The sequence below is a fragment of the Micromonospora sp. NPDC023869 genome, from assembly GCF_055559695.1.
On sequence record NZ_JBVHKD010000001.1, the window covers coordinates 1,219,193 to 1,242,524 of the forward strand.

Here is a 23,332-nt window from a genome sequence, read left to right on the forward strand (position 1 = left end):
CTCCTTACACACGAGCACCGGCCGCCGCGCCCCCTTGTGTGTTCGGGTGGGGTCAGGCGGCGGCGAGGGCCTGTGTCGGGGGCAGCCGGGCCGCGCGTACGCAGGGGTAGACACCGGCGAGCACGCCGATCGCCACGGCGCCGCCCACCCCGAGGACCGCCGCCTGGCCGGGCAGCACCAACGGCCAGCCCTGCCAGGCGGAGTACCCGACGGTGGCGAGCAGCCCCACCGTCGTACCCACCAGACCGCCGAGTGCCGCCAACACGGTCGACTCGGTCAGGAACTGGCTGCGGATCTGTCCACGAGTGGCCCCGAGCGCCCGCCGCAGGCCGATCTCGGCGCGGCGCTCCAGGACCGAGACGACCATCGTGTTGGCCACCCCGATGCCTCCGACCAGGAGGGAGACCGCAGCCAGCGCCAGGAAGAGCACGGAGAAGTTGCCCTCGGTGGCCCGCTTCGCGGCCAACGCGTCTGAGGGACGGCTGACCACCACCGTGCCGGGGCGCTCCGGCGAGATCGTCTCCGCCAGCACACCGCGTACCGCCTCCAGTTGCGACTCCTCGCAGCGTATGTAGATCACCGTCGGGTGACCGTCGAACCGCAGCTCGCTGCGCGCCGCCGACCAGCCGACCAGCACCGACCGGTCGATGTCCGGGGACAGCGGGGTCTCGGCCAGAATGCCGATCACGGTGAACCGGCGGTCCGCGATCGTCACCTGGGGCGCAGGCTCTCCGGCGGGCAGGTCGGCGATGCCGAGCCGGGTGGCGGCCACCGAGCCGAGTACGACGGTGGGGAAATCCGCCGTGGCCGGGTTCAGCCAGCTGCCGGCGCGGATCCGCGCGTTGATCGTGGGCAACAGGTCCAGGCGGCTGGCCAGTACGGTGAGGCCGGAGCCGTCGGTGGGATCGAGGAGGTCGTTGCGGCGTACCACGGTGCGGGTGTTGCCGACCGCGCTGGCCGCCGTGACCGGGCCGATGCGCTGCACCATCCCCACGGCTGATTCCGGCAGCTTGACCGGTGGATCGCGGTCCGGTGCCGCCATCGCCTGGAGGGAGTTCGTGCCGAGCGCGGTCAACTCGGTCAGCAGCGCGGCCTGGCCGGCGGCCGGGATACCGGTGACCACGATCATCGTGGCGATGCCGATCGCGATGCCCAGTGCCGAGAGCACCGCCCGCAGCGGACGGGCTCGCAGGCCGGTCAGCCCGAGCGCGAGCAGGTCCGGTACGGCCAGCCGGGCCGGCCGTAGCGCCCGGTCGATCGGCGCGGTCACCGGTCCGACACCGCCGACCGAGCGGGGCCGACCGACACCGCGGCGCGAGCCGGTACGGCCGAGGACGCGGTGTCGTCGCGGATCAGCCGTCCGTCGCGGATCTCGATTTGTCGGGGCAGAGACGCGGCGATGCCCCGGTCGTGGGTGATCAGCACGATGGTGGTGCCTTCCTCGTTGAGTCGGCGCAGCAGCCGCAGTACGGACTGTCCGGTGGCGGTGTCGAGCGCGCCGGTGGGTTCGTCGGCCAGCACCAGCGACGGCCGGTTGGCCAGCGCGCGGGCGATCGCCACGCGTTGCTTCTCGCCTCCGGACAACTGCGCCGGGCGGTGGCCGGTGCGGTGCGCCAGGCCGACCCGGGCCAGGGCGCGCAGGGCGTGCTCCCGCCGCTGCCGCCGTGGGACCCCGGCGTAGAGCAGGCCGGTGGCGACGTTGTCGACGGCGCTGAGCCCGTCGGCGAGGTGGAACTGTTGGAAGACGAAGCCGATCTCCCGGGCCCGCAGTGCCGACAGCCGCCGGTCCCCGAGTGTCGCGACGTCCTGACCGGCGATGTGGACGGTGCCCGAGGTGGGCCGGTCCAACGTGCCGATGATGTTGAGCAGGGTCGACTTCCCCGATCCGGACGGGCCGACGACGGCCACCAGCTCCCCGGCGGCGACGTCCAGGCTCACGTCGGCCAGCGCGGTCACCCCGCCGGGATAGACCATGGACGCGTGGCGCACCGAGAGCACCGGCCCGGTCACGAGGGCACCACCACCTCGGTGCCCTCGGTCAGCCCGTCGCCGGTGATCTCCACCCAGCCGTCGGCGAACAGACCGGTGTGTACCGCGACCAGCCCGCCGGGTCCCTGCACCGCGTAACCGCCCTCACGCAACGCCACCAGCGCCTCGACCGGCGCGACCAGGACGTCGTCGGCGGTACGCCCGGTGAAGTGCACCTGCACCTCTCCGGAGTCGAGATCGGCGATGGCCTGTGGCTTGTCGACGGCCACCGTCACGGTCAGCAGGGGCGGGCCGCTCGCGATGCCGCTGTCGCTGGCGACGAGATCACGGCCGACGGAGACGACCCGGGCGGGGACCTTGCGGTCGTCGGGCAGGCCGACCTGGATCCGGTCCCCGCGCTTGATGGTGGCGGCGTCGGTGAGTTCGGCACCGACCGTGATCACCTTGCGGACCGAGGTCACCGCCATCAGTGGCGTCTCCGCCGGGTCACCGGGCTGTGCGGTCACCGAGTCCACCCGGACCGCTCCGCTCGCCACCTCGACGTGTCCCACCGGGATCGTGCCGGTGGCCGGCACACCGAGGTCGGTCTGCCAGCGTTTGATCGCCGCTACCAGGGCCGGCGTGAGGACGCCCTCGCCGCTGCGTACCCGATGCGGCGCTGCACCGGCCCCTGCGGCACCGGCCCCTGCGGCACCGGCCCCTGCGGCACCGGCCCCTGCGGCACCGGCCCCTGCGGCACCGGTCTCGACGGAATCGTCGTCGGCGACGCTCCGGGCCGGCGACCGGGGCGTCACCCACTCGCCGGGGGACGGCTGCCGACCGACCGAGTAGCCGAGCGCGCGCAGGTTGTCCGCGACCACCCGGACGTCCCGGCCGACCAGGTTCGGTCCGGCGATGTCCCGGTACATCGGCAGGCTGCCGTAGAAGAGCACCACCGGCCGGTCGTCGGCCCGGAACAGTTGTCCACCCCGCTTGACGGTGGTGCCGACGCGCGGCAACCAGGTCACCGTCGCCGCCAGGTGCCCGGCCATCGGACGCGTCGGGCCGTACCCGATGCTGCCGGGCAGCGTCCGGGTGGTCGACAGGTCGCGGCGCACGATCGGCGTGGTCGCGACGACGTCCGTGTTCGCCGACACCGGCTGAGCGTCGGCCCGATGCCGGCTCACCGCGATCCCGGAACCCACCGTCAGCACCGCCACCACGAGCACCACGGCGAGCCACCGCAGACCGCGTCGCCGCACCGGCGGATCGGGCACACGCGGTATGAACTCGGTCGGGGCGTCATGCTTCGGATCCATGCCGACGAGGGTGTCCATCGGTCGTTAGAAACCTGTCAGGTATCGCCGCCGAAGCCCTACCGGCGGGGATCCAGACCTATCATCGCCGCCATGTGTGCACAGGTTCTGGTCGCCGACGACGATCCTCGACAGGCCGAGGTGGTACGCCGATACCTGACCGCCGAGGGCCATGACGCCGTGGTGGTGCACGACGGCCGGGCGGCGTTGGACACCGCCCGTCGGCTCCGCCCCGACCTGCTGGTGCTGGACGTGATGATGCCGGAGCTGGACGGTCTCCAGGTGTGCAAGACCCTGCGCGGGGAGTCCGACGTGCTGGTGCTGATGCTGACCGCCCGGTCCGCCGAGGACGACATGCTGACCGGACTGGACCTCGGCGCGGACGACTACCTGACCAAGCCGTACAGCCCACGGGAGCTGATGGCCCGGGTCCGTACCCTGCTGCGGCGGGCCAGACCGGGCACGTCGCCGCATGCCGGGGCCGGGCTGCTGCGGGTCGGACCGATCGAGGTCGACCCGACCGCGCACCAGGTGTCCGTGGACGGTGTTCCGGTCGCCTGTACCCGGGGCGAGTTCGCCATCCTGGCGGCGATGGTGAAGCAGCCGAACCGGGTCTTCACCCGAGGTCAACTGCTGCACCACACCCGTGGTCTCGACCGCAGTTCGACCGAGCGGACCATCGATGTCCACGTGATGAACCTGCGCCGCAAGATAGAACGCGATCCGCAGCGTCCGGCCTGGTTGGTCACCGTCTTCGGGGTCGGCTACAAGCTGGCCGGCGGTCCGGCGACATCCCGGTGAGCGCCCGGCGGGTGCCGATCCGGCACAGCCTGGTGACCCGGCTGCTGGTCACCTCGGTGCTGATCGCGATCGCCGCGATCACGTCCACCGCATGGCTCGCCACCCGGACCGCGACCCGGGCGATCAGCCAGGAGCAGGGGCGCTCACTCGCCGAGAACACCGAGGTCTACAACGAGCTGATCGGGTACGCGGCCACCCACCCGGACTGGTCCGCGGTGTCGCCGCTCATCGAGCAGCGGGCCGCCGGGCTGGACCGGCGGATCACCCTGATGACCGACGACCGGACGATCGTCGCCGACACGCTCGACGGCCCCTCGCTGGACTCCGCCCGCCCGGCTGCCGTGGTCGATCCGCTGAACCTGGATCTCGGCCTCACCGGCGGCACCGACCGCATCGACCCTCGGGCGGTCGGCCCGTTCCGGCTGCCGGACGACGTCAGCGACGAACTGCTTGCGAGGGCCAAGGAACAGTTGGCGTGCCTGCGCGGGAGTCGCCTGGACGGAGAGATCAAGCCGCTGCCCGACGGGCGTTTCACCGTCGTGCTGACGACGCCGGATCCGCGCGGGTCGGCAGGTCGATGCGAGGCGAAGCCCGTGACGGCCAGCGCCGCCGAGGAGAAGGCGCTGCGGTCCCTGGGGCAGTTGGCCGGGAAGTGCCTCGACCTGGGCGAGGACGAGGGGCTGGAGATCCTGCCCGACTTCAACGCGTACCTGATCAACTACGTCGACGAGCGCAGTGCCCGTCCCGCCCCCCGGGAGACCTTCCGGGTCGACGTGGACGCGGACGAGGCGGCCCGGATCAGCGAGTGTGTGGAGAAGTCGCGGCGGAGCATGCTCCAGCCGCACGTGGCCCCGGCCGTGCTGCTGTTCATCACCGCCCCGGACAGCGGCGCCGACCAGACCACGTTCACGCTGTCCGGCGAGAACACCGTCCGCATCGTCACGGTCACCGGCGCGGTGCTGGTCGCCACCATCATCGTCACGGTGCTGGTCGGCCGTCGGCTGGTCCGTCCGTTGCGGACACTCACCGACGCCGTCGACCGGCAGCAGCCGGCCCCGGTCTCCGCACCGGACGAGATCGGACGGCTGGCCCGGGCGCTCAACGACTCGATCCATCGCCGGGACCGCGCCGAGGCGCAGCGACGCGCCATGGTCAGCGACGTCGCACACGAACTGCGTACGCCGCTGACCAACATCCGCAGCTGGCTGGAGGCGGCCCAGGACGACCTCGCGCCGACCGACGCCCAACTGCTCGGTCTGCTGCACGAGGAGGCGGTACTGCTCCAGCACATCATCGACGACCTCGCCGACCTGGCCGCCGCGGACGCGGGCACGCTGCGGATCCATCCCGAGCCGACCTACGTAGCGGACGTGGTGACGCAGGTGGTGGACAGTCATCGGGGTACGGCACAGGCGGCCGGAATCGCGCTGACCATGCAGATCGAGGACGATCCCGTGCTGCCGGCCGACGCGGTCCGGCTGCGGCAGATCGTCGGCAACCTGGTCTCGAACGCGATCCGGTACACCCCGCCCGGCGGGTCGGTCACCGTCGCCGCGCAGGGCACCGCGATCACCGTACGGGACACCGGGGTGGGCATCGCGGCCGAGCACCTGCCGAAGATCTTCGACCGGTTCTGGCGGGCGGACGGGTCGCGTACCCGGGCGACCGGCGGCAGCGGCCTCGGCCTGGCGATCACCCAGCACCTGGTCACGGCACATGGCGGCACCATCGACGTGCAGAGCACCCTGGGCGAGGGCAGCCTGTTCACCGTCCGGCTGCCGGACACCCCGACGGGGCCGCGTCAGGTGTGACGCGACCCCGCCGGTGCGGGTGGGCCGAGGACGGGGGAGGTCACCGACCCACCGTGTTCAGCGCCTCAGCGCACCCGCAGCTTCTGGTGCACCTCTGCGGTGGGCGCATAGGTCCGGTCACCGGAGTAGGCGACGTGGACCTCGTACGACCCGGCGGACAGCCCGGTGGTCGGCAGCTTCACGACTGCCTTGCCCTTGTTCAGCGTCACCACGTGCGTGGCGCCGGCGAAGGTCACGGTGATCTCGCCGGTCGGCGTCGGGGACTTCTTGTGCTGGGTCTGTGCCCGCACCTCCACGTCGAGCGTGAACGTGCGCCCGGCGGGGACCGACGCAGGCGCGGCCTTCGCCTTGACCTTGGCACGGGCGTCACCGACCGTGTCGACGCCCGTCCAGAGGTGGTCGCGGGCGAAGATCGTGAAGAGCTGGCTCGCGGTCATGCCGTCGTGCGCGCCCGGGACCTGGGTGGTGTGGGCGGTGTACCCACGGGCGCGGAAGTTGTCGGCGATGGCGTTCTGGTTGTTGAGGTTGCCCTCGAAGACACCGTTGCCGAGGAACACGAGGAGGTCGTCGTCGCCGACCGCGTTGGCGACGTTGTCGTAGTCCTGGGCGCTCAGCGACGGGTTGCCGGAGAAGTGACCGTAGTACCCGAACGTGGTCGGGTAGCCCCGGATCACGTGGGCGCCGGTCATGCCGCCGTAGGAGAACCCGCCGTACGCCCGGCCGGACCGGTCGGTGGCGACGTTGTACCGGTCCTCGATGAGCGGCAGGATCGTCTGGACCAGGTTGTTGGCGGCGTTGGTCTGGTTGTACGAGGCGAACCCGAGGCTGGTGCCCGTGAAGTGGTTGCCCATGGTGACGACCACGGTGGGCTCGATCTCGCCCTTCGCCGTCATGTTGTCCAGGATGTTCGGGACGTTCGCCGGCACCATGAAGTCGGTCTCGTCACCGAAGATGCCGTGCGCCAGGTACGCCACCTTGTACGGCTTCGCGCGCTTGGCGTCGTAGCCGGGCGGCAGGTAGACACCGAGGTAGTGGCCGCTGTCGCCGAGGATGGTGGTGTACGGGACGTACCGGACGGTGCCCCGGTCCTTGGGCTTGGCCGGCAGCTCGTACTCGGCACGGCTCTTGAGCACCGGGTCGTTCTGCTTCGCCGCGTACGGCACGTACACGGCGTCGAGGACGTCGTTGTTCCGGGTCCGGAACGAGGACTCGCCCGGCGGACGCGGGTTGGTCGAGGCGGGGTCCCAGATGCGCTTGTTCTCCCAGCCCTGGGTCGGGTCCCAGACCCGGTACCAGTAGCTGATGCCGCCCGCGTGCAGCGGCAGTGAGACCGACCAGTTGCCCTTCTTGTCCCGGGTCATGTCGCGGAGGAACTCGGTTCCCCCGGCGTGGTACCGACCCGGCTGCCACTCCTCCGGCTGGTACCGCGTGTTGCCGGTGTTGACGTCGAGCAGGGTCAGGTCCCCGGCGAGACGGACCTGGGTGGCGTTCGGATTGCGGTAGACGAAGGTGACGGTGTATCCGGTCGGTGAGTGCTTGTCCGCCTTGACGGTCGCACCCTCCGTGCCCGTGGGCTTGGCCGAGGCGGCGGCCGGCGCGGAGACGACGAGGCCGACTCCGAGTGACATGGTCGCGAGCAACGAGACGGTACGCCTGAGCCTGCGCCTTCCGGTCTCTGTCTTCAACTGAGCACACTCCTCTACAACCGCTTCTCGCGGTGCTGTTCGGATCTCGTGGTCGTGTTCGGACTCTGGCTCTCGACTCCGGCTCACTGCCGCCGGAGCCGCTGAAGGTGGGTGGGGTCTGCGCGACGAGGCGCGGGGCGGTCGGACATGGAGAGCCTCCTCGTGGGCCACGTGGGCTACTGCCCGGTGGGGGGTTATGACCCGTTTCGGTACTCTGTGGACCTGGTCTGTGCTAAATCGAATTAGCATCGGTAGTGTGGCGGGGGTCGCCTTTCGATGTCAAGGGTGTTCCAGGGCTGTTACGGCTCGGGTCGCTCCTGGTCAGGACCGTGCAGAGATCGACACGCCGTCACCCCGACGGAGCCTCGGCTCGCCCGGGTGGGCGTCCGGCTCACGTCTCGCGAGGAGCCCGGTGGCGTGCACCGGCGCCGTCATTCGTAGATGCGGAAGTTGTCGAACTCGTAGGCGCCGATACTGGTCGCGATGACCCCCGTGGTGCCGTCCGGGAAGTCCACGGCGTCGACGGTCTTCACTTTCGTGCCGTTGATATAGAGATCGAGCTGATCGCCGTTGCCGACGACGGCGAGGCTGTTCCAGCCGTCGGCGGTGATCTTCTCGGAACGCTCGGTCAGCCGGTAGGAGAATCCGAGGGCGTCGCTGCGTGCCACGAACGAATAGGTGCCGTCTCCGGAGAGCAGGAATGCGTAATACCGCTTCGGTTGTCCGGACCAGCGGTACATCAATCCGGCCGCGCTCGTGGATCGGCTCCGCTTCGCGATTCGTACGTCGACGGAGACCGGCCTGTCGGTCATGTCGACCGGCACCCGGTCACCGGCGTTGGTGGCGTTGAGCCAGATGTAGCGCACCTGGCTGGAGCCGGTCTGGTTGGAGAGCCGGAACAGGCCCTGGGCGGTGTCGACCTCGCTCCGCCACACGTCATCGTTGCCGTCCTCGGTGTCGACCCAGAGCGCGTACCTCTGCCGGACCTCGTCCGGATCGCTCGCCGTCGAGGTGAACGGCTCGGTGAACAACGCCTTCTGGAACGGGTCCGACGGCTGTTCCTTGGGCACCAGTGCCGCGATGCCGGCGACGATCCCGACCAGCCCGGCGACGATGCCGATCAGCCCCGGGACCGACCTCAACGCGCGACGGAGTCGCTGCCGACGGGTGCGGGTCACCGGGGCGTCGGTCTCCGGTGGCGCGGTCGGTGAAGGCGGCGCGGTGAACTCCTCGCTGCCGGGCGGCGTGCGCTGCTCGACGATGTCAGGCGTGCCGTCCGGGTCGGCGGGATCGGCCTCGGCGCTTTCTCCCGCCGGAAGTGAAAGGTCCTCTCGGCGGGCCCCGTCGTCGTTGAGTGGGGAAGGATGCTCACTTCTCATCAGCGGCAGTCCTTTCCGGTCGGGCGTGGAATTTCCACGATGTCGACGGGGAGTCGGGTCGCCGGGAACGGCGGTTCGATCGGATCGTAGCGAGGCGTGTGAGCCACTCCCGGAATTCGACGCGAATGCGACCCGAGAATGTGCCGTGCGGGCCTTTTTGTAGCGCACTGCTCGTCTGACCGACGCTCCGAGGCGGTGGCGTGCTCACATCGCCATACGTTTATGTGTGGTCAGGAGTGGACACCCTCACCCGCATCACTGTCACCACGACCACCGGTCCACCGACGAGGCACCGTACGGCCAGGTCGACGTCGCCGCGTCCGTCGGCGGGCGTTGCCGGGTGGTGCCGGCGGCATGCTGATGCTGGCCGCCTCAGCTCGTCGGAGTAGCGGACCCGGGCCGGGAGCTGGGCCGCTTCGACGACTTTTCCTTCCACGCCTCGGCCCGCGACCAACTCGTCGGCCTGGAGATGTTCAACCGCACCGACGACTACCTCTTCGAGGGCTGGTCGTCGGGCCGGACGTCGCCGCTGGTGGCCTGCCTCAACGCCGGATGGCGTCCGGGCCTGACCGGAGTCACCGACGAGCACGGTACGACCTGGGGCTTCCACGAGGGCAAGGGCCGCAGCGGCCTGTGGGTCACCGAGAACACCCGCGCCGCCGTGTTCGAGGCGATGGCCGCCCGCCGTTGCTTCGCCACCCGGGTCTCCGGGCTGCGGGTCGACGCCACGGCCAACGGCGTACGCATGGGTGGCGTGGTGAACGTGACCTCCGGCGACGTGCGATTCCTGGTGGACATCGACCGGGGCGCGGCCTGGGAGGGCAAGCCGCTGCGCGTCCAGGTGCTGCGTCCCGGCACCTCGACGCCGACCGTCGTCGAGACCGTCAACGGCCGACTCACCGAGGTCACCGTGCCGCTGCGTGCCGCCGACGGTGACTGGGTGGTCCTGCGGATCTCCGACCCGGCCCTGCCCAACGGCACACCGGGTCCGGTCGGGCACCCCTGCAACGACTTCGGCGTGGCCTACACCAGCCTGTGGTGGTTGCGACCCTGATCCGCCCCGACTCCGGCGGTGCCGGCAGGTCGACCGGTGCCGGCGGGTCGACCGTGACCGTCGTCATCCGTGGTCGACCAGTTCGACGGTCACGGTGACGGTGTCACCCACGTCGAGTGCCTCGGCGGTGCGGACGGCCCGCTTGACCGGAAGGACGTAGCAACCGCGCGCGCTGTCGGGGAACACCGAGGTTGTCCACCGGCTACCGCCGATGGCCGCCCGGACTCGTACCGCACCGAAACCCCGACGCGTCCCGCCGGAGATCTCGCGGATCTCCTCGGACGCCCCGACCGGCATGCTGACGAAGGTCCAACTCTCGTCACGGCGGGCGGCCCAGGTCCACAACTCACTGTCGAACGTCACGATCACGACGGTCAGCATCACATCCGGGACCGACAGTGCCGACGATCCGCCGGACCGGGGCGGCGGTCGCGGCTACCGGGCGCCCTACGGCAACTGCGTGGCGCGCGATCATGCGCGCCACGCAGTTGTCGTCGGGAGGTGCTCAGTGGGTCAGGACGACGGTGGAGATGCTGCGCGCGCCCACGTTGACCGAGACCTGCCCGCCGTTGACGCTGGTCGGCTGGCTGGCCGCGTTGGCGCTCAGCGAGGTCAGGTAGTGCTCCGCCCGGGTGACGGACTGCGGCACCTGGATCACGGCGTTGTTGACCGCGCTGGTCGAGCGGTTGAGGATCACCAGCGTGGTCTTCCCGCCACCCTGGTACGCGGTCACCTCCAACGGCGAGGCCTTGGAACTCTTGGCCAGGGCGACGCGCTGGTAGCCGGGGCGGACGTACTTGGAGTACTGCGAGAAGGCGTATCCGCGCTTGAGCGGCGCGCCGGCCGTGGTGCCGAAGGCGGCCTCGCCGTCACCGATGAAGGAGTAGTAGCGCTTGCCGTACCACCAGACGTAGGCGGTCCAGTTCGCCTCCATCGACCGGTGGACCGTACGCATGATGTCGTCGAGCGTCTCGTTCCAGACCGTCTGGTTGCCGGGGTTGCCCCAGATGTTGGAGCCGTTGCCGTCGGCCGCGTGCAGGTTCCACTCCGTCATCCACACCGGCTTGTTGTGCTGGTCGGCCAGCGGGTACGACCGCAGTCGCCCGGACGCCTCGGTGCCGTACAGGTGCCCGCCGATGTAGCCGATGTTGTTGCGGGCGGTGGTGTCGTTGAGCGTCGGGTCGGTGTAGGTGTAGTTCAGGTTCACCGCCTCGGCGACCATCAGCTTGGTGTTCTGCACCCGCGTGCCGTGGTCGCGTACGAAGTTGCGCAGCTCGGTGCCGCTCCAGTCCATCGAGTCGTAGTCCGGGTGCCAGTCCGGCTCGTTCTGCACCGAGGTGACGTCGATCGTCACGCCCTGCCCGCGCATGTACTGGACGTAGCTGTTCAGGTGGTTGGCGTAGTCGTCGTAGTAGTCGGTCCGCAGCTTGCCGCCGTTGATCCGGCTGTTGTTCGTCTTCCACGCCGCCGGTGCCGTCCAGGGCGAGGCGAGGATCTTCACGCCCGACCCGTACGACTTGGCCGTCTTCAACGAGTTCACATGCGTCGCCCACTCGCTCGACACCGGCGACAGACCGGTCCGCACGATGGACAACCCCAACTGGTTGGCACCCATCCCGACCAATGTCTGCGTCTCGGCAGTCGACCACGCGCTGCCCCAGATCGACTGCGCCGCCCCGAACCCGTCGACCGTCTGGTGGCGGGTGGCGTTGTTGACCGTGATGTCCGCCGCGCCGGTGGGCGGTGGCGTGGTGGGCGGTGGCGTCGTCGGCGGCGGGGTGGTCGGCGGTGGGGTGGGGATGGTGCCGCCGGTGCAGCCCACGCCGTTGAGCGCGAAGATGCTGGGGGCGGGGTTGCTGCCGGTCCACGACCCGTTGAAGCCGAACGAGACCGTGCCGTTGGTGGGGACGGCGCCGTTGTAGCTGACGTTCCGGGCGGTGACGGCGGCGCCGCTCTGGCTCACCGTGGCGTTCCACGCCTGGTCGACGGTCTGCCCGGCGTTGTAGGACCAGGTCAGCGTCCACTCGGTGATCGGATCACCGTTGTTGGTGATGGTGACGTTGGCGCCGAAGCCGCCCTGCCACTGGGAGGACACGGCGTAGTTCACCGTGCAACCGGCCGCCGCCGCACCGGCGGGCATCGCCACGGCGACGCCGGCCGACGCCAGGAGTACGGCACCTGCGGTCACCCGGGCCGCATTGTGTGTGAACGCTCTCATTCGTCTTTTCATCGCTGCTCCGGTCCTCCTCGGAATTGGATGCCTCGACCTGCCGTCGGTGACGACGCAGAGACGGGAGCGCTCCCACAGTGCGGCGAAGGCCGCCCAGCTGTGCCCAGGACGGGGGCGATGATGAAAGCGCTTGCCAGATCGGCACGAATGTATGCCGCGTCAACGATGTGTGTCAATGTTGCGACGTGTCGCCTCCAAGGTGACCGTCCGCAACCCTGCTGTCGCTCTGACCGGCGTCCGAGATGCAAGGAGGGGTCCCCTACTAACGCCTGGTGTATTGAAAGGGTCCCTTCCTTACATCGGGGCGGCGCTGGGGTGCTCACTGCCGGTGACGCGGCGTGCGGAACGGGGCGCCGGTCGGGTGGGGCGGCCCACCCTGGTCACGTGCAGCAGCCGGTCCGGTGCCACGTCCAACAGCGTGCCGAGCGCCGTCCGGGTGGCCGCGACGTCGACGAGCTGGCTCAGCGGGTGCGCCACCAACCCGGCCGCGTGCAGCGTCAACCAGCACCGCAGCAGCACCCGCCCGAACTCCACCTGCCCTGTCCGGTCCAGCCCTTCCGGCGCGACCAGGACCAGCACGTCGCCGCCTCGGGCGAGCGGGTCGTCGGCGGCGGCGAGCAGCCTCGGCAACCCCAGCCGCCGTAGCGCCGGATACACGGCCAGCGCCGCCCGCAGCCCGTTCGCGGCCGGGCGGGACAGCCCGAGGCAGCGGTCGGTGAGGCCGTCGGCGCGGTAGTCGGGATGCGCGGAGGTCAGCCGTAGCCAGCGGCGCAGCTCGGCGACGACCGCCGGGTCCGCGTACACCTGCCGGTCGGCCTCGCGCAGGAGCGCGCCGAGGCGGTCGGCGTGCGGCACGGTCCGGACACTGCCGCCGGCCTGCCGGGCGACCGCGTCCACCGCCGCGAGCGCGTCGCTGTCCGGCCCGCCGACGAAACCGCCCCGGTGGGTACGCCGATCCCAGACCTCGGTGGTGCGGAAGGGCGTCGGGTAGCGGCTCGGTGCCGGCTGGAACCGGCCCACCCACGGGTCGTCGTGGTCGGCGACGTACTCCAGCGGCAGGTCGGCGTCGGCGGCGACGATCAGGCAGGTCTCCACGAACGCGCCCAGGGACAGGCGCAGGTCACGGCCGGTGAGGTCGGCCGCCGGCAGGGTGTACGCCGGGTTCCACCCGACCCGGATCTGTCCGGGCTCGTACCGCAGCCGCCACGGCTGGGTGTTGTGCGCGCTCGGTGCACGCCAGCAGAGCGGTTCGAGGGCGCGGAACGCGGCGACGTCCACCTACCGCTCCTTGGCGTAGAAGGTGTAGCCGTGCAACGGGCGGCCACCGAGGCGTCGGTACTGGGCCGCCGACGCCGGATTGTCCCGACCGACGTAGGTGCTGCGCAGCGCGGTGTAGCCGGCGGTGTGCAGGTTGTGGTGCAGGTGTGTGGAGAGCAACCGCTGGTAGCCGCGCCCCTGGTACTCCGGGACCACACCCTTGACGATCAGCACCGCCTCCCGCCGGTAGCGGCGGCGGGTGCCGAGCAGCCGGATCTGGTTGACCAGGTGCAGGTCGCCCCGGACCGCCACCATGAACTCGCTGATGTCCGGTACGCACAGCGTGAACGCCACCGGCTGACCGTCCCGGGTCAGATAGAGCAGCAACGACTCGTCCAGCAGGTACGCCAGCCCGTCGGTCTGCCGCCGTAGCTGCCAGGCGCAAATCGGGGTGTAGTACCCGAGCTGGGCGAAGGAGTCGTTCAGCATGCCGCGGAGCAGGTCGAGTTGGTCATCGAGACGCCGTACGTCACCCCGGTGCAGCTCGATCCGCGCCCCGTCCGGGTCGACGCGTACCGGTGGCGCCGCTTCGGCCGGCGTGGGCACCGGGCAGATCCAGGTGTCGGACTCGAACCGGCGCTGGAACCCGTACGCCTCGTACGCCGCCGCGTAGTGCGCCGGGTTCCAGGCGCTGTCGACGAAGCCGCGCTCGGCGTACCCGGAGGTGATCACGCCACCGGCCTGGTTGGGCAGCAACGCCACCGGGCCGAAGAGCAGGTCCCGGTCGGGGTCGGCGTGCGCGGAGATCGCGTCGAACAACGGTCGGGCGGCCGGGGCGGTGAACTCGGTCAGCCCGAAGAGTTGGCACCGGCGGCCAATCTTGGCGTCGAAGGCCGCGTCGGTGTGCAGGGTGGTCCGGCCGACCACCGTGCCGGTGGCGTCCCGCAGCACGTACATCGGGATGCCGTCCTGCCACCACTGCCGGATCTGCTGGCGCGGAGTGGGCACATGACGCGGCTCGTCGGCATAGAGGCGGTCGGTCAGTCCGAGGAACTCCCGCAGGCCACGGCGGCAGGTGGCCCGCTCGAAGCGGTACGCGTCGGCACTCACCGGATCACCGCCGGGCCGGTCGTCTCCGCACCGAGCGGAGTGAACGTGTCGATGTGCCCCATCTCCGGCCCCTCGGCACGCCAGGTGCCGTTGGAGTACCCGTCCGGCGAGGCCGTGTAGAGCCGGATGAATCCTGCGGTCGCGTTCCGAGTGCCGTCGGTCAGCCAGGCCATCAGCTTCCGGTGGTGGCGGGTACGCGCGAAGCGCAGCATCGCGTCGCGGTCGGTGAAGAACGCGATCGTGCCGAGCGTGAGCGGAAACTGCCAGTAGACGGTGTGCCAGCAGTAGCCGGACATCCGGCGCATGTCACGGACCATCCGGAACCAGTCCGGGGCCAGCCGCAGCAGCACCAGCGGGTTGGCGTAGCGGGTCCCGCCGATGAACATGGCGCCGGCGCGGGCCTGCGCGGGCGCGCGGGAGAAGTCACGGGTACGCATGATCACCTCACCAGGTAGACGTTCTTGATCTTCTGTTCGCCGGTGAACGGGCCGCTGCCCGACTCGTGCAGCTCCACCCGCAGGTCTCCGGCGGTCGGGTCCTCCAGCAGCGACTGCGCGAAGTCCCGGGAGACCGAGGTGAGGTGCCGGCGTACGCCGCTGCGGCAGGCGGCGACGAGCGCGTCGCGCTGCGATTCGGGCAGCGGGCGGCGCAGCTCAATGTGGATCACCGGCCGGGTCTCCAGCGACGCGTCCTCGACCAACGTCAGGCAGAAGCGGTTGATCTCGGCGGCGTGCGGGTTGCCGGTGTAGAGGCCGTACTCGACGTCCTGGGGATAGAGGTTTGCTCCCAGGTAGGAGACGGTGGAGTCGCGCCGGCCGAACAGCAGCAGCACCGGCAGGGTCATCCGCTCGACGGAGACGGCGGTGCGGAACTCGGCTCGGCGGACCGGGTCGGCGTGCGCCAACTCGACGATCCGCTGGTACGGCACGAGCACCGCCTCGTCGCCGATGTTGTAGCGCAGTCGGGGCTGGAGCACGTCTGCGGTGACCGTGCACACCAGCTCCCGACGGTCGTTCGTCTCCAGGTAGGTGGAGAACGGGTTGTACTGGAACACCATCGGCAGTCGCTGCTCGTCGGCACCGAGCAGCTCGGCCCGCAGCCCACGGTCGGTCTGCAACCGTCGCCGCAGCCACACCGTGAACCGGGTCTCGGCACCGATGCCGATGGTCAGGTCCGAGGCCCCGTACGCGGAGCGGACCAGGGCGAACCGCTGCTCCAGGTAGTCGCGCAGCGCCTCGGTCATGCCCTCGCCCCCGCAACTGGCGAAGACGCGGTACTTCCCCCACTCGAAGCCGCCGGCGTCAAGCCGGTCCCGCAGGTGCTTGAGGAACGGCGGGTAGGCGGTCACCAGGTAGTCGTAGTCGGGACCGAACTCGTGCAGCGTGTCGACGATCTTCCCGAGGTCCGGGCCGGTGTTCTTCACGACCGCGATCCGGGACATCGCCGCGCCGGTCGTGGTCCCGGTGGCCCAGGCCCCCATCGAGTACGCGTTGATGACGAACGGTCGGCGCATCGGGAAGACCAGTCCGGTGTAGCCGGCGATGTCCCGGTGCACCGCGCGCAGCTCCCGGTCGCCCCGGGGCCAGTTGAACGGCCGCCCGGACGAACCGGCCGACTCGTCGACCACCACTCCCCGGGTCGGCATGCGTCCCTGCCAGCAGCGTGCGGCGGCGTCGTAGGCCGTCACGTACCCGTGCTTGTCGGTCTCGGGGAAATCGGCCAGTCGGCGGCGGGCGCGGGCCGGGCGGGTGCGCAGGAAGGACCGGTACGCGGGGACCTGTCGAGCGGCCCGCTCGCAGACCGCCTGGGCGTTCGCCGCGGCCAGCCGGTCCAGGAGCGGGTGGTGCCGCCGGGCCAGCCACCGCCATCCGGCGGGGTGGCGACCGGCGAGCCGGGTCAGCGTGGCGACCGCGCGGCCGCCGGTCGCCAGCGTCGTCTGTCGGCACCGCGCGGCCAGCGCCGGCAACGGCGACTCGGCGGTACCCAGGGCGATGTGTCGGTGCGGCAGTTCGGCCATGTCGCCAATCCTGTTCGCGCCGACGCGCCGGCACCTGAGCGCGCGGGCCGGACCGGGTTGAGTACGCGTACCCAGGTGCGCGTGGGCGTCGGCACCGGGCCTCGGATGGGCGCAAAGACCTAAATCGCATCCATCGGCGTCAAAGGTTGAGGGGTTGGGAGCGCTCCCGTAGCATGCCTGACACGTATGTTAACGCTCACCTAACAATGACCCTCGCGAATGCGTTGGTCGATTCTGCGCTGGGAAGGATGCTTTATGGCTAGATCCAGAATGGTCAATGCCAGTCTGGTGTCGGCTGGCGTGGCGATGCTGGCGACGTCGGCGGTGGCCGTCGTCGCACCGCCGGCCGGCGCCGCAGCGGCAGGTTGTTCGGTCACGTACGCCGTGGCGTCGCAGTGGCAGGGTGGATTCGGCGCCAACGTGTCGATCACGAATCTCGGCGATCCGTTGAGTAGCTGGACGTTGACCTGGTCTTTCGGCGCCGGGCAGACGGTGACGCAGTCCTGGAACACCACGTTGACGCAGAGCGGCACGGCGGTGACCGCGAGGAACGTGAGCTACAACGGCGCGATCCCGACCAACGGCTCGGTGTCCTTCGGGTTCAACGGCTCCTGGACGAGCAGCAACCCGGCACCGACCAACTTCGCCCTCAACGGCGTGGCCTGCAACGGCGGCACCACGCCGACCACCCCGCCGCCCACCACGCCGCCGCCGACCACCCCGCCCCCGACCACTCCGCCGCCGTCGGGTAACTGCTCTCTGCCGTCGTCGTACCGGTGGTCGTCAACGGGTGCGTTGGCGCAGCCGCGCTCGGGGTGGGTGTCGTTGAAGGACTTCACCCACGCCCCCTACAACGGCCAGCAGCTCGTCTACGCCACCACCCACGACACCGGCACCAGCTGGGGGTCGATGAACTTCGGCCTGTTCTCCAACTGGAACCAGATGGGCTCGGCCAGCCAGAACCAGATGCCGTTCTCCGCCGTCGCCCCCTCACTGTTCTACTTCGCACCCCGCAACGTCTGGGTCCTGGCCTACCAGTGGGGCGGCCCCGCCTTCTCCTACCGCACCTCCACCAACCCGACGAACGTGAACAGTTGGGGACCGGCGCAGACCCTGTTCACCGGATCCATCTCCAACTCCGGCACCGGCCCCATCGACCAGGCGCTCATCGGCGACAGCCAGAACATGTACCTCTTCTTCGCCGGAGACAACGGCCGCATCTACCGGGCCAGCATGCCGATCGGGAACTTCCCCGGCAGCTTCGGCGCCAACTACACCACCATCATGACCGACACGACGAACAACCTGTTCGAAGGCGTGCAGGTCTACAAGCTCGAAGGCGAGAACCGGTACCTCATGCTCGTCGAGGCCATCGGCTCCCAGGGACGCTACTTCCGCTCCTTCACCGCCACCAGCCTCGGCGGCACCTGGACCCCCCAGGCCGCCACCGAGAGCAACCCCTTCGCCGGCAAGGCCAACAGCGGCGCCACCTGGACCAACGACATCAGCCACGGCGAACTCATCCGCACCAACGCCGACCAGACCATGACCGTCAACGCCTGCAACCTCCAGTTCCTCTACCAAGGCCGCTCACCCAACTCCGGCGGCGACTACGGCCTCCTGCCCTACCGCCCCGGACTACTCACCCTGCAACGCTGACCGCGTGCAGGTCCGGCTAGGGCACAGCCGGCGCGGGCGGGTCCGGTGCATACCGGACCCGCCCATCCCACACCAACCCCCACCACCAGGAGGTATCGACAGTGCGAGGACATGCGCCCCCTCCCCTGCCCTCGGGGATCACTGACGCTCACCGAGCGTCCCCCCGCGTCCGGGGACGGCTGTTCACGCTCGCCACCGCCGGACTCGCCGCCGCCGTCGGCTTGCTCACCATCACGATGGCGACCGGGTCGGCGTCGGCCGCCGACAACCCGTACCAGCGGGGCCCGGACCCCACCCGGAACAGCGTCGCGGCCGAGAACGGCCCCTTCGCCAACACGTCGGTCAGCGTCCCGTCCGGGAACGGTTTCAACGGCGGTCGGATCTACTACCCGACCGACACCAGTCAGGGCACCTTCGGGGCCATCGCGATCTCGCCGGGATACACCGCTCTGTTCTCCGCCGAACTGGCGTGGATGGGACCGTGGCTGGCCTCGCACGGTTTCGTGGTGATCGGCATCGAGACCAACAGCCGCAACGACTTCGACACGGCTCGGGGCACCCAGTTGCTCGCCGCGTTGGACTACCTGACGCAGCAGAGCACGGTGCGCACCCGGGTCGACCCGAACCGGTTGGCCGTCGCGGGCCACTCGATGGGCGGCGGCGGGGCGCTGAGCGCCGCCATGCGACGCCCGTCGTTGAAGGCGGTGGCCGGCATCACGCCGTACTCGCCGTCGTCGAACCTGGCCAACGACCGGGTGCCCACGATGATCATCTCTGGGCAGGCGGACACGGTGGTGACCCCGTCCTACGCCCTCGGCCTGTACAACAGCATCCCGACCACGACGGAGAGCGTCTACCTGGAGGTCGCCGGTGGCGACCACGGCTTCATGGTCGGCCGGTCGAACCCGGTGCTGATCCGGACCATGCTGCCGTTCCTGAAGACGTTCGTCGACAACGACGCCCGGTACACCCAGTTCCTCTGCCCGCTGATGGACAACAGCGGCGTCGTCACCTACCGCAGCACGTGCCCGTTGCTGCCGCCGCCGACCAGCACGCCGACGCCGACCCCCACCACGCCCGGGCCGACCACGCCGCCGCCGACCACGCCGCCGCCGACCACGCCGCCGCCCGGCTCCGCCAGCGAGATCATCGGTACGCAGTCCGGCCGGTGCGTCGACGTCCCCAACTCGTCACGCACCAACGGCACCCGCGTCCAGCTCTACGACTGCAACAAGCAGACCAACCAAGCCTGGACCTACAACAGCTCCACCAAACAACTCCGCGTCTACGGCGACATGTGCCTCGACGCCGCCGGCACCGCCAACAGCGCCGCCGTCCAGATCTACGCCTGCCACAACCAGACCAACCAACAATGGAACATCAACACCAACGGCACCATCAGCGGCGTCCAATCCGGCCGCTGCCTCGACGCCTGGAACACCACCAACGGCGCACAGATCCAGCTCTACGACTGCCACGGACAAACCAACCAGCAGTTCCGCCTCGCGGCCAGATGATCGTGACCGACCTGGCCGGTACGCAGCTCTCCAAGCTGCGCAGCCAGGTCTGACACCTGCGAGGTGTGCCTGATGAACCGGGCGGGCTCGACGTCATGTCGGGCCCGCCCACCGCTGCACATCAACGACCCGGGCTCCGTAGGCTTGGGCTGGTGACATCGGTGCGGGAACGGATCAGGGCGGTTCTCGCCGGGTCGGTCGACTACGAGGCGGGACTGGACGCGCTGACCGTCACACCGTCGGTCGACGTCGACCCGGCGCTGGTGGCGGCGCGGGACGAGGCGTTCGCGCGGCTGTGGCGGGGCGGGTGGCAGCCGACCGAGCTGCACCGGGTGGTCGCGCGGCGGGGCCTGCCGCGCCAGGCCGACCTGGTGACCGACGCGGTCGCCGCGTACCTGCGACGGTTTCCCCGGACCACGGTCGACGGGCGGTGGCTGGCGCAGGCGGACACGCTCGGGGCGCAGGTCTGGTGGGCGGACGACGCGGGATACGTCGACGCTCTCGCGGCCCGCTGGCGGCTCGACCGGGTGGCCGTACTCGACCTGGTGTTGGGCCTGCTCGCCATCCTGGCCGCGCTCCCGCCGATCGAGGTGCTCGTCCCGCCGCCCGGGTCCGCCGCCGCGCCGGTCGGCGGGTCGGGGTCGTCACGGACCGACGCCCGGCTGCTGGACCGGGTACGCGCCCTGCTCGCCAAGGCGGAGTCGACGACGTTTCCGGCCGAGGCGCAGGCGTACACCGCCAAGGCGCAGGAACTGGTCACCCGGCACAGTCTGGACGAGGCGCTGCTGGCAGCGCGTAGCGGTGACACGGCTCGGGTGGTGCCGTACGCGCGCCGGATCGGTGTGGACCACCCGCACGACGGGGAGAAGGCGTCCCTGCTGGCCGCCGTCGCCAAGGCGAACCGTTGCCACACGGTCTGGTCACCGGAGCTGGCGTTCAGCACCGTCTTCGGTTTCGACACCGACATCGACGCGGTGGACCTGCTCTACACCTCGCTGCTGGTGCAGGCGCATCAGGCGATGGCCCGGACCGAGCCGCCGGGCGGTAAGGCCGGCCGGAGCCGGCTGAAGGCGTACCGTCAGTCGTTCCTGGTGGCCTTCGCCGACCGGATCGACGAACGGCTGACCGCCGCGGCGCAGGTCGCGTTGGCGCAGGCCACCGATCGGCGGGACGGGAACGGTGCGAGCGACGCGGCCGACCTGCTGCCGGTACTCGCCGCGCGGGACGAGCAGATCCGCGAGACCATGCGGCGGGTCTTCCCGGACACGGTCCGGTCCCGGGCCATCCGGGTGGACAGCCGCGACGGCTGGGAGTCCGGCCGGCAGGCCGCTGACCGTGCCCGGCTGTGACACGGCGGTATCGCCGGCCACAGTCCTCGCACGTGACGGCCCATCGCCCCGAGAGCCTCGACGTCGACGACAGTCGCACTGAGCGATCCGGTCAGGCTCGTGACCCATTCTTGGTGGGCGCATGCAGTGCTGTGGGCGTCCGCACGGCCGGACGGCGGGCGGACGTTTCGGCAACCCCTTATCTGACGCTCAATTTCCGACCCGCCCCCCTAACCCTGATCCGTGGACTGGTTACGAAAACCTGCCGTCGGATACGGTCCAGCCGTGAAGGGAATCATTCTCGCGGGCGGGACGGGTTCTCGCCTGAGACCGGCGACGACGAGCGTCTCGAAACAATTGCTGCCGGTCTACGACAAGCCGATGATCTATTATCCGCTCTCGGTTCTCATGCTCGCCGACGTGCGAGACATACTCCTCATCACCACCCCGGCGGACCTGCCCCTCTTTCAGCGGCTGTTGAGTGACGGTTCGCAACTGGGACTCGACCTGAAATACGCGACGCAGCCGGAGCCCAAGGGCATACCGGAGGCCTTCCTGATCGGGGCCGATCACATCGCCGGGGACACCACCGCGTTGGTCCTCGGTGACAACATCTTCCACGGACACGGCTTCTCGGAGCTGCTGCGCCGCAGCATCGAGGCGCTCCGCGGATGCGTGCTGTTCGGCTACCCGGTGGACGATCCGGGACGGTACGGCGTGGGCCTGACCGACGATGCCGGCCGTCTGGTCTCGATCGAGGAGAAGCCGGTGGCGCCGCCGAGCAACCGCGCCGTCACCGGCCTGTACTTCTACGACTCGGACGTGGTGGAGATCGCCCGGAGCCTGCGCCCCTCGGCCCGCGGCGAGACCGAGATCACGGACGTCAACCGCGCCTACATCGCGCGCGGCACCGCCGAGCTGGTCGACCTGGGGCGGGGCTTCGCCTGGCTGGACACCGGGACCCCGGACGCGCTGATGCAGGCCTCGCAGTACCTACAGACCCTTCAGCAGCGCCAGGGAGTCAGGATCGCCTGCCTCGAGGAGATCGCCCTGCGGATGGGCTTCATCGACGCCGAGTCCTGCTACCGGATGGGCCTGGCGCTGTCCAACGCGCCCTATGGCAGGTACGTGATGGACGTGGCCGCCGAACACGGCGGTGGCCCGCACGCGGAGGTGCGTTGACGTGCGTACTCTCGTCACCGGCGGTGCCGGTTTCATCGGCAGCAACTTCGTCCGTCGCCTGCTCACCGGCGAGTACCCGGCGCTGGCCGGCCCGGTCCGGGTGCTGGATGCGGTCACCTACGCCGGGAACATGGCCAACCTGACCCCGGTGATCGACCACCCGGACCTCACCTTCGTGCAGGGTGACATCGCCGACCCCGAGACGGTCCGCGCTGCGATGACCGGGACGGAGGTGGTCGTCCACTTCGCGGCCGAGTCGCACGTGGACCGTTCCGTCGCGGGAGCCGGTGTGTTCGTACGGACCAACGTGCTCGGCACCCAGGTGTTGCTGGAGGCGGCGGTGCGGGAGGGTGTCCGCCGCTTCGTCCACGTCTCCACCGACGAGGTGTACGGATCGATCGCGCAGGGCTCCTGGGACGAGGCGGAGCCGCTGTCGCCCAACTCACCGTACTCGGCTTCGAAGGCCTCGTCGGACCTGCTGGTGCACGCCTACCACCGGACGTACGGACTGGACACGTGCGTGACACGGGCGTCGAACAACTACGGGCCGTATCAGTTTCCGGAGAAGGTCATCCCGCTTTTCGTGACGAACCTCCTGGACGGTCTCCCCGTGCCGCTCTACGGCGACGGACGCAACGTGCGGGACTGGCTGCACGTCGACGACCACTGCCGAGGCGTGGCGCTGGTCGCCGAACGCGGCCGTGCGGGCGAGATCTACAACATCGGCGGCGGCACGGAGTTGGACAATCTGACCCTGGCCCGCACGTTGCTCGACGCGCTCGGTCAGGACTGCTCGATGATCCGGCACGTTCAGGACCGCCAGGGGCACGACCTGCGCTACTCGGTCGACTGCGGCAAGGCGGCGACGGAGCTCGGCTACCGCCCGAGAGTCCCCTTCTCGGAGGGGCTGGCCGCGACCATCCGCTGGTACGAGCAGTCACGGGACTGGTGGGCACCGCTCAAGCGCACAGCCGCGCAAGCCTGAATCGGCGCAGGGCCGGGTCGACTCGACCCGGCC

At 70.1% G+C, this 23,332-nt stretch carries 19 protein-coding genes; 8 read left to right on the top strand and 11 right to left on the bottom strand.

Going from position 1 to position 23,332, the window contains the following annotated elements:
• Positions 1 to 52: 52 nt before the first annotated feature.
• The 3 genes from ACZ31C_RS05455 to ACZ31C_RS05465 are packed head-to-tail and all read right to left on the bottom strand — an operon-like array spanning position 53 to position 3,287.
• The gene (locus ACZ31C_RS05455) at positions 53 to 1,270 is read right to left on the bottom strand and encodes an ABC transporter permease (protein ID WP_465794294.1); all 1,218 of its coding nucleotides are present in this window, start codon (positions 1,268 to 1,270) and stop codon (positions 53 to 55) included.
• Positions 1,267 to 2,010, bottom strand: coding sequence for an ABC transporter ATP-binding protein (locus tag ACZ31C_RS05460; RefSeq protein WP_465794295.1), 744 nt, complete (start codon positions 2,008 to 2,010; stop codon positions 1,267 to 1,269). Before ACZ31C_RS05460 ends, ACZ31C_RS05455 begins: the two co-directional genes overlap by 4 nt.
• Entirely contained in the window at positions 2,007 to 3,287 is a 1,281-nt protein-coding gene (locus tag ACZ31C_RS05465; protein WP_465794296.1) for an efflux RND transporter periplasmic adaptor subunit, read from the bottom strand. Before ACZ31C_RS05465 ends, ACZ31C_RS05460 begins: the two co-directional genes overlap by 4 nt.
• A gap of 90 nt (positions 3,288 to 3,377) precedes the next feature.
• On the opposite strand from ACZ31C_RS05465, the gene ACZ31C_RS05470 reads away from it, so the two are divergent.
• Complete coding sequence (locus ACZ31C_RS05470; protein ID WP_465794297.1) at positions 3,378 to 4,085, top strand: response regulator; 708 nt, start codon at positions 3,378 to 3,380, stop codon at positions 4,083 to 4,085.
• On the top strand, positions 4,082 to 5,896 hold the full coding sequence (locus tag ACZ31C_RS05475) for a sensor histidine kinase (RefSeq protein WP_465794298.1): 1,815 nt from the start codon (positions 4,082 to 4,084) through the stop codon (positions 5,894 to 5,896). Before ACZ31C_RS05470 ends, ACZ31C_RS05475 begins: the two co-directional genes overlap by 4 nt.
• A 65-nt stretch (positions 5,897 to 5,961) precedes the next feature.
• Here the strand turns inward: ACZ31C_RS05475 and ACZ31C_RS05480 are convergent, their stop codons facing one another.
• A complete protein-coding gene (locus tag ACZ31C_RS05480) occupies positions 5,962 to 7,524 on the bottom strand; it encodes an alpha/beta hydrolase-fold protein (protein ID WP_465794299.1) in 1,563 nt (520 codons plus the stop codon).
• 488 nt (positions 7,525 to 8,012) lie between these two features.
• Positions 8,013 to 8,960, bottom strand: coding sequence for a LamG-like jellyroll fold domain-containing protein (locus tag ACZ31C_RS05485; protein WP_465794300.1), 948 nt, complete (start codon positions 8,958 to 8,960; stop codon positions 8,013 to 8,015).
• Positions 8,961 to 9,429: 469 nt separating this feature from the next.
• Here ACZ31C_RS05485 and ACZ31C_RS05490 point away from each other — a divergent pair, with 469 nt between their 5' ends.
• Positions 9,430 to 10,014, top strand: coding sequence for a hypothetical protein (locus ACZ31C_RS05490; RefSeq protein WP_465794301.1), 585 nt, complete (start codon positions 9,430 to 9,432; stop codon positions 10,012 to 10,014).
• 63 nt (positions 10,015 to 10,077) lie between these two features.
• Here ACZ31C_RS05490 and ACZ31C_RS05495 read toward each other — a convergent pair whose 3' ends face one another.
• The 6 genes from ACZ31C_RS05495 to ACZ31C_RS05520 form a co-directional block, all read right to left on the bottom strand.
• A complete protein-coding gene (locus ACZ31C_RS05495) occupies positions 10,078 to 10,383 on the bottom strand; it encodes a DUF1905 domain-containing protein (RefSeq protein ID WP_465794302.1) in 306 nt (101 codons plus the stop codon).
• Positions 10,384 to 10,519: 136 nt separating this feature from the next.
• Positions 10,520 to 12,232 carry a cellulose binding domain-containing protein gene (locus tag ACZ31C_RS05500; protein ID WP_465794303.1) on the bottom strand — a complete coding sequence of 571 codons (1,713 nt, stop codon included), beginning with the start codon at positions 12,230 to 12,232 and terminating at the stop codon, positions 10,520 to 10,522.
• Positions 12,233 to 12,538: 306 nt separating this feature from the next.
• Positions 12,539 to 13,522 carry a nitroreductase family protein gene (locus tag ACZ31C_RS05505; RefSeq protein ID WP_465794304.1) on the bottom strand — a complete coding sequence of 328 codons (984 nt, stop codon included), beginning with the start codon at positions 13,520 to 13,522 and terminating at the stop codon, positions 12,539 to 12,541.
• Positions 13,523 to 14,611 carry a hypothetical protein gene (locus ACZ31C_RS05510; RefSeq protein WP_465794305.1) on the bottom strand — a complete coding sequence of 363 codons (1,089 nt, stop codon included), beginning with the start codon at positions 14,609 to 14,611 and terminating at the stop codon, positions 13,523 to 13,525.
• Positions 14,608 to 15,048: a DUF4188 domain-containing protein gene (locus tag ACZ31C_RS05515; protein WP_350699051.1), complete on the bottom strand. Its 441-nt coding sequence runs from the start codon at positions 15,046 to 15,048 to the stop codon at positions 14,608 to 14,610. Before ACZ31C_RS05515 ends, ACZ31C_RS05510 begins: the two co-directional genes overlap by 4 nt.
• A 2-nt stretch (positions 15,049 to 15,050) precedes the next feature.
• Positions 15,051 to 16,628, bottom strand: coding sequence for a phenylacetate--CoA ligase family protein (locus tag ACZ31C_RS05520; RefSeq protein ID WP_465794306.1), 1,578 nt, complete (start codon positions 16,626 to 16,628; stop codon positions 15,051 to 15,053).
• A gap of 255 nt (positions 16,629 to 16,883) precedes the next feature.
• Between ACZ31C_RS05520 and ACZ31C_RS05525 the strand changes: the two genes are divergently transcribed.
• The 5 genes from ACZ31C_RS05525 (at position 16,884) to rfbB (ending at position 23,299) form a co-directional block, all read left to right on the top strand.
• Entirely contained in the window at positions 16,884 to 18,287 is a 1,404-nt protein-coding gene (locus tag ACZ31C_RS05525; protein WP_465794307.1) for a glycoside hydrolase family 62 protein, read from the top strand.
• A 236-nt stretch (positions 18,288 to 18,523) separates the two neighbouring features.
• Positions 18,524 to 19,804, top strand: a complete 1,281-nt coding sequence (locus ACZ31C_RS05530; protein WP_465794308.1) for a poly(ethylene terephthalate) hydrolase family protein — start codon at positions 18,524 to 18,526, stop codon at positions 19,802 to 19,804.
• Between the two features lie 152 nt (positions 19,805 to 19,956).
• Entirely contained in the window at positions 19,957 to 21,153 is a 1,197-nt protein-coding gene (locus ACZ31C_RS05535; protein ID WP_465794309.1) for a DUF2786 domain-containing protein, read from the top strand.
• A 264-nt stretch (positions 21,154 to 21,417) separates the two neighbouring features.
• Positions 21,418 to 22,314, top strand: coding sequence for a glucose-1-phosphate thymidylyltransferase RfbA (gene rfbA / locus ACZ31C_RS05540; protein WP_465794310.1), 897 nt, complete (start codon positions 21,418 to 21,420; stop codon positions 22,312 to 22,314).
• 1 nt (position 22,315) lies between these two features.
• Entirely contained in the window at positions 22,316 to 23,299 is a 984-nt protein-coding gene (gene rfbB / locus ACZ31C_RS05545) for a dTDP-glucose 4,6-dehydratase (protein ID WP_465794311.1), read from the top strand.
• Positions 23,300 to 23,332 lie beyond the last annotated feature (33 nt).

Coding starts and splice junctions, on each gene's coding strand:
- ACZ31C_RS05515 (WP_350699051.1), bottom strand. CDS start 15,048: ATGCGTACCCGTGACTTCTCCCGCGCGCCCGCGCAGGCCCGCGCCGGC.
- ACZ31C_RS05525 (WP_465794307.1), top strand. CDS start 16,884: ATGGCTAGATCCAGAATGGTCAATGCCAGTCTGGTGTCGGCTGGCGTG.
- ACZ31C_RS05520 (WP_465794306.1), bottom strand. CDS start 16,628: ATGGCCGAACTGCCGCACCGACACATCGCCCTGGGTACCGCCGAGTCG.
- ACZ31C_RS05490 (WP_465794301.1), top strand. CDS start 9,430: ATGTTCAACCGCACCGACGACTACCTCTTCGAGGGCTGGTCGTCGGGC.
- ACZ31C_RS05530 (WP_465794308.1), top strand. CDS start 18,524: ATGGCGACCGGGTCGGCGTCGGCCGCCGACAACCCGTACCAGCGGGGC.
- ACZ31C_RS05500 (WP_465794303.1), bottom strand. CDS start 12,232: ATGAGAGCGTTCACACACAATGCGGCCCGGGTGACCGCAGGTGCCGTA.
- ACZ31C_RS05465 (WP_465794296.1), bottom strand. CDS start 3,287: ATGGATCCGAAGCATGACGCCCCGACCGAGTTCATACCGCGTGTGCCC.
- ACZ31C_RS05470 (WP_465794297.1), top strand. CDS start 3,378: ATGTGTGCACAGGTTCTGGTCGCCGACGACGATCCTCGACAGGCCGAG.
- ACZ31C_RS05485 (WP_465794300.1), bottom strand. CDS start 8,960: ATGAGAAGTGAGCATCCTTCCCCACTCAACGACGACGGGGCCCGCCGA.
- ACZ31C_RS05480 (WP_465794299.1), bottom strand. CDS start 7,524: ATGTCACTCGGAGTCGGCCTCGTCGTCTCCGCGCCGGCCGCCGCCTCG.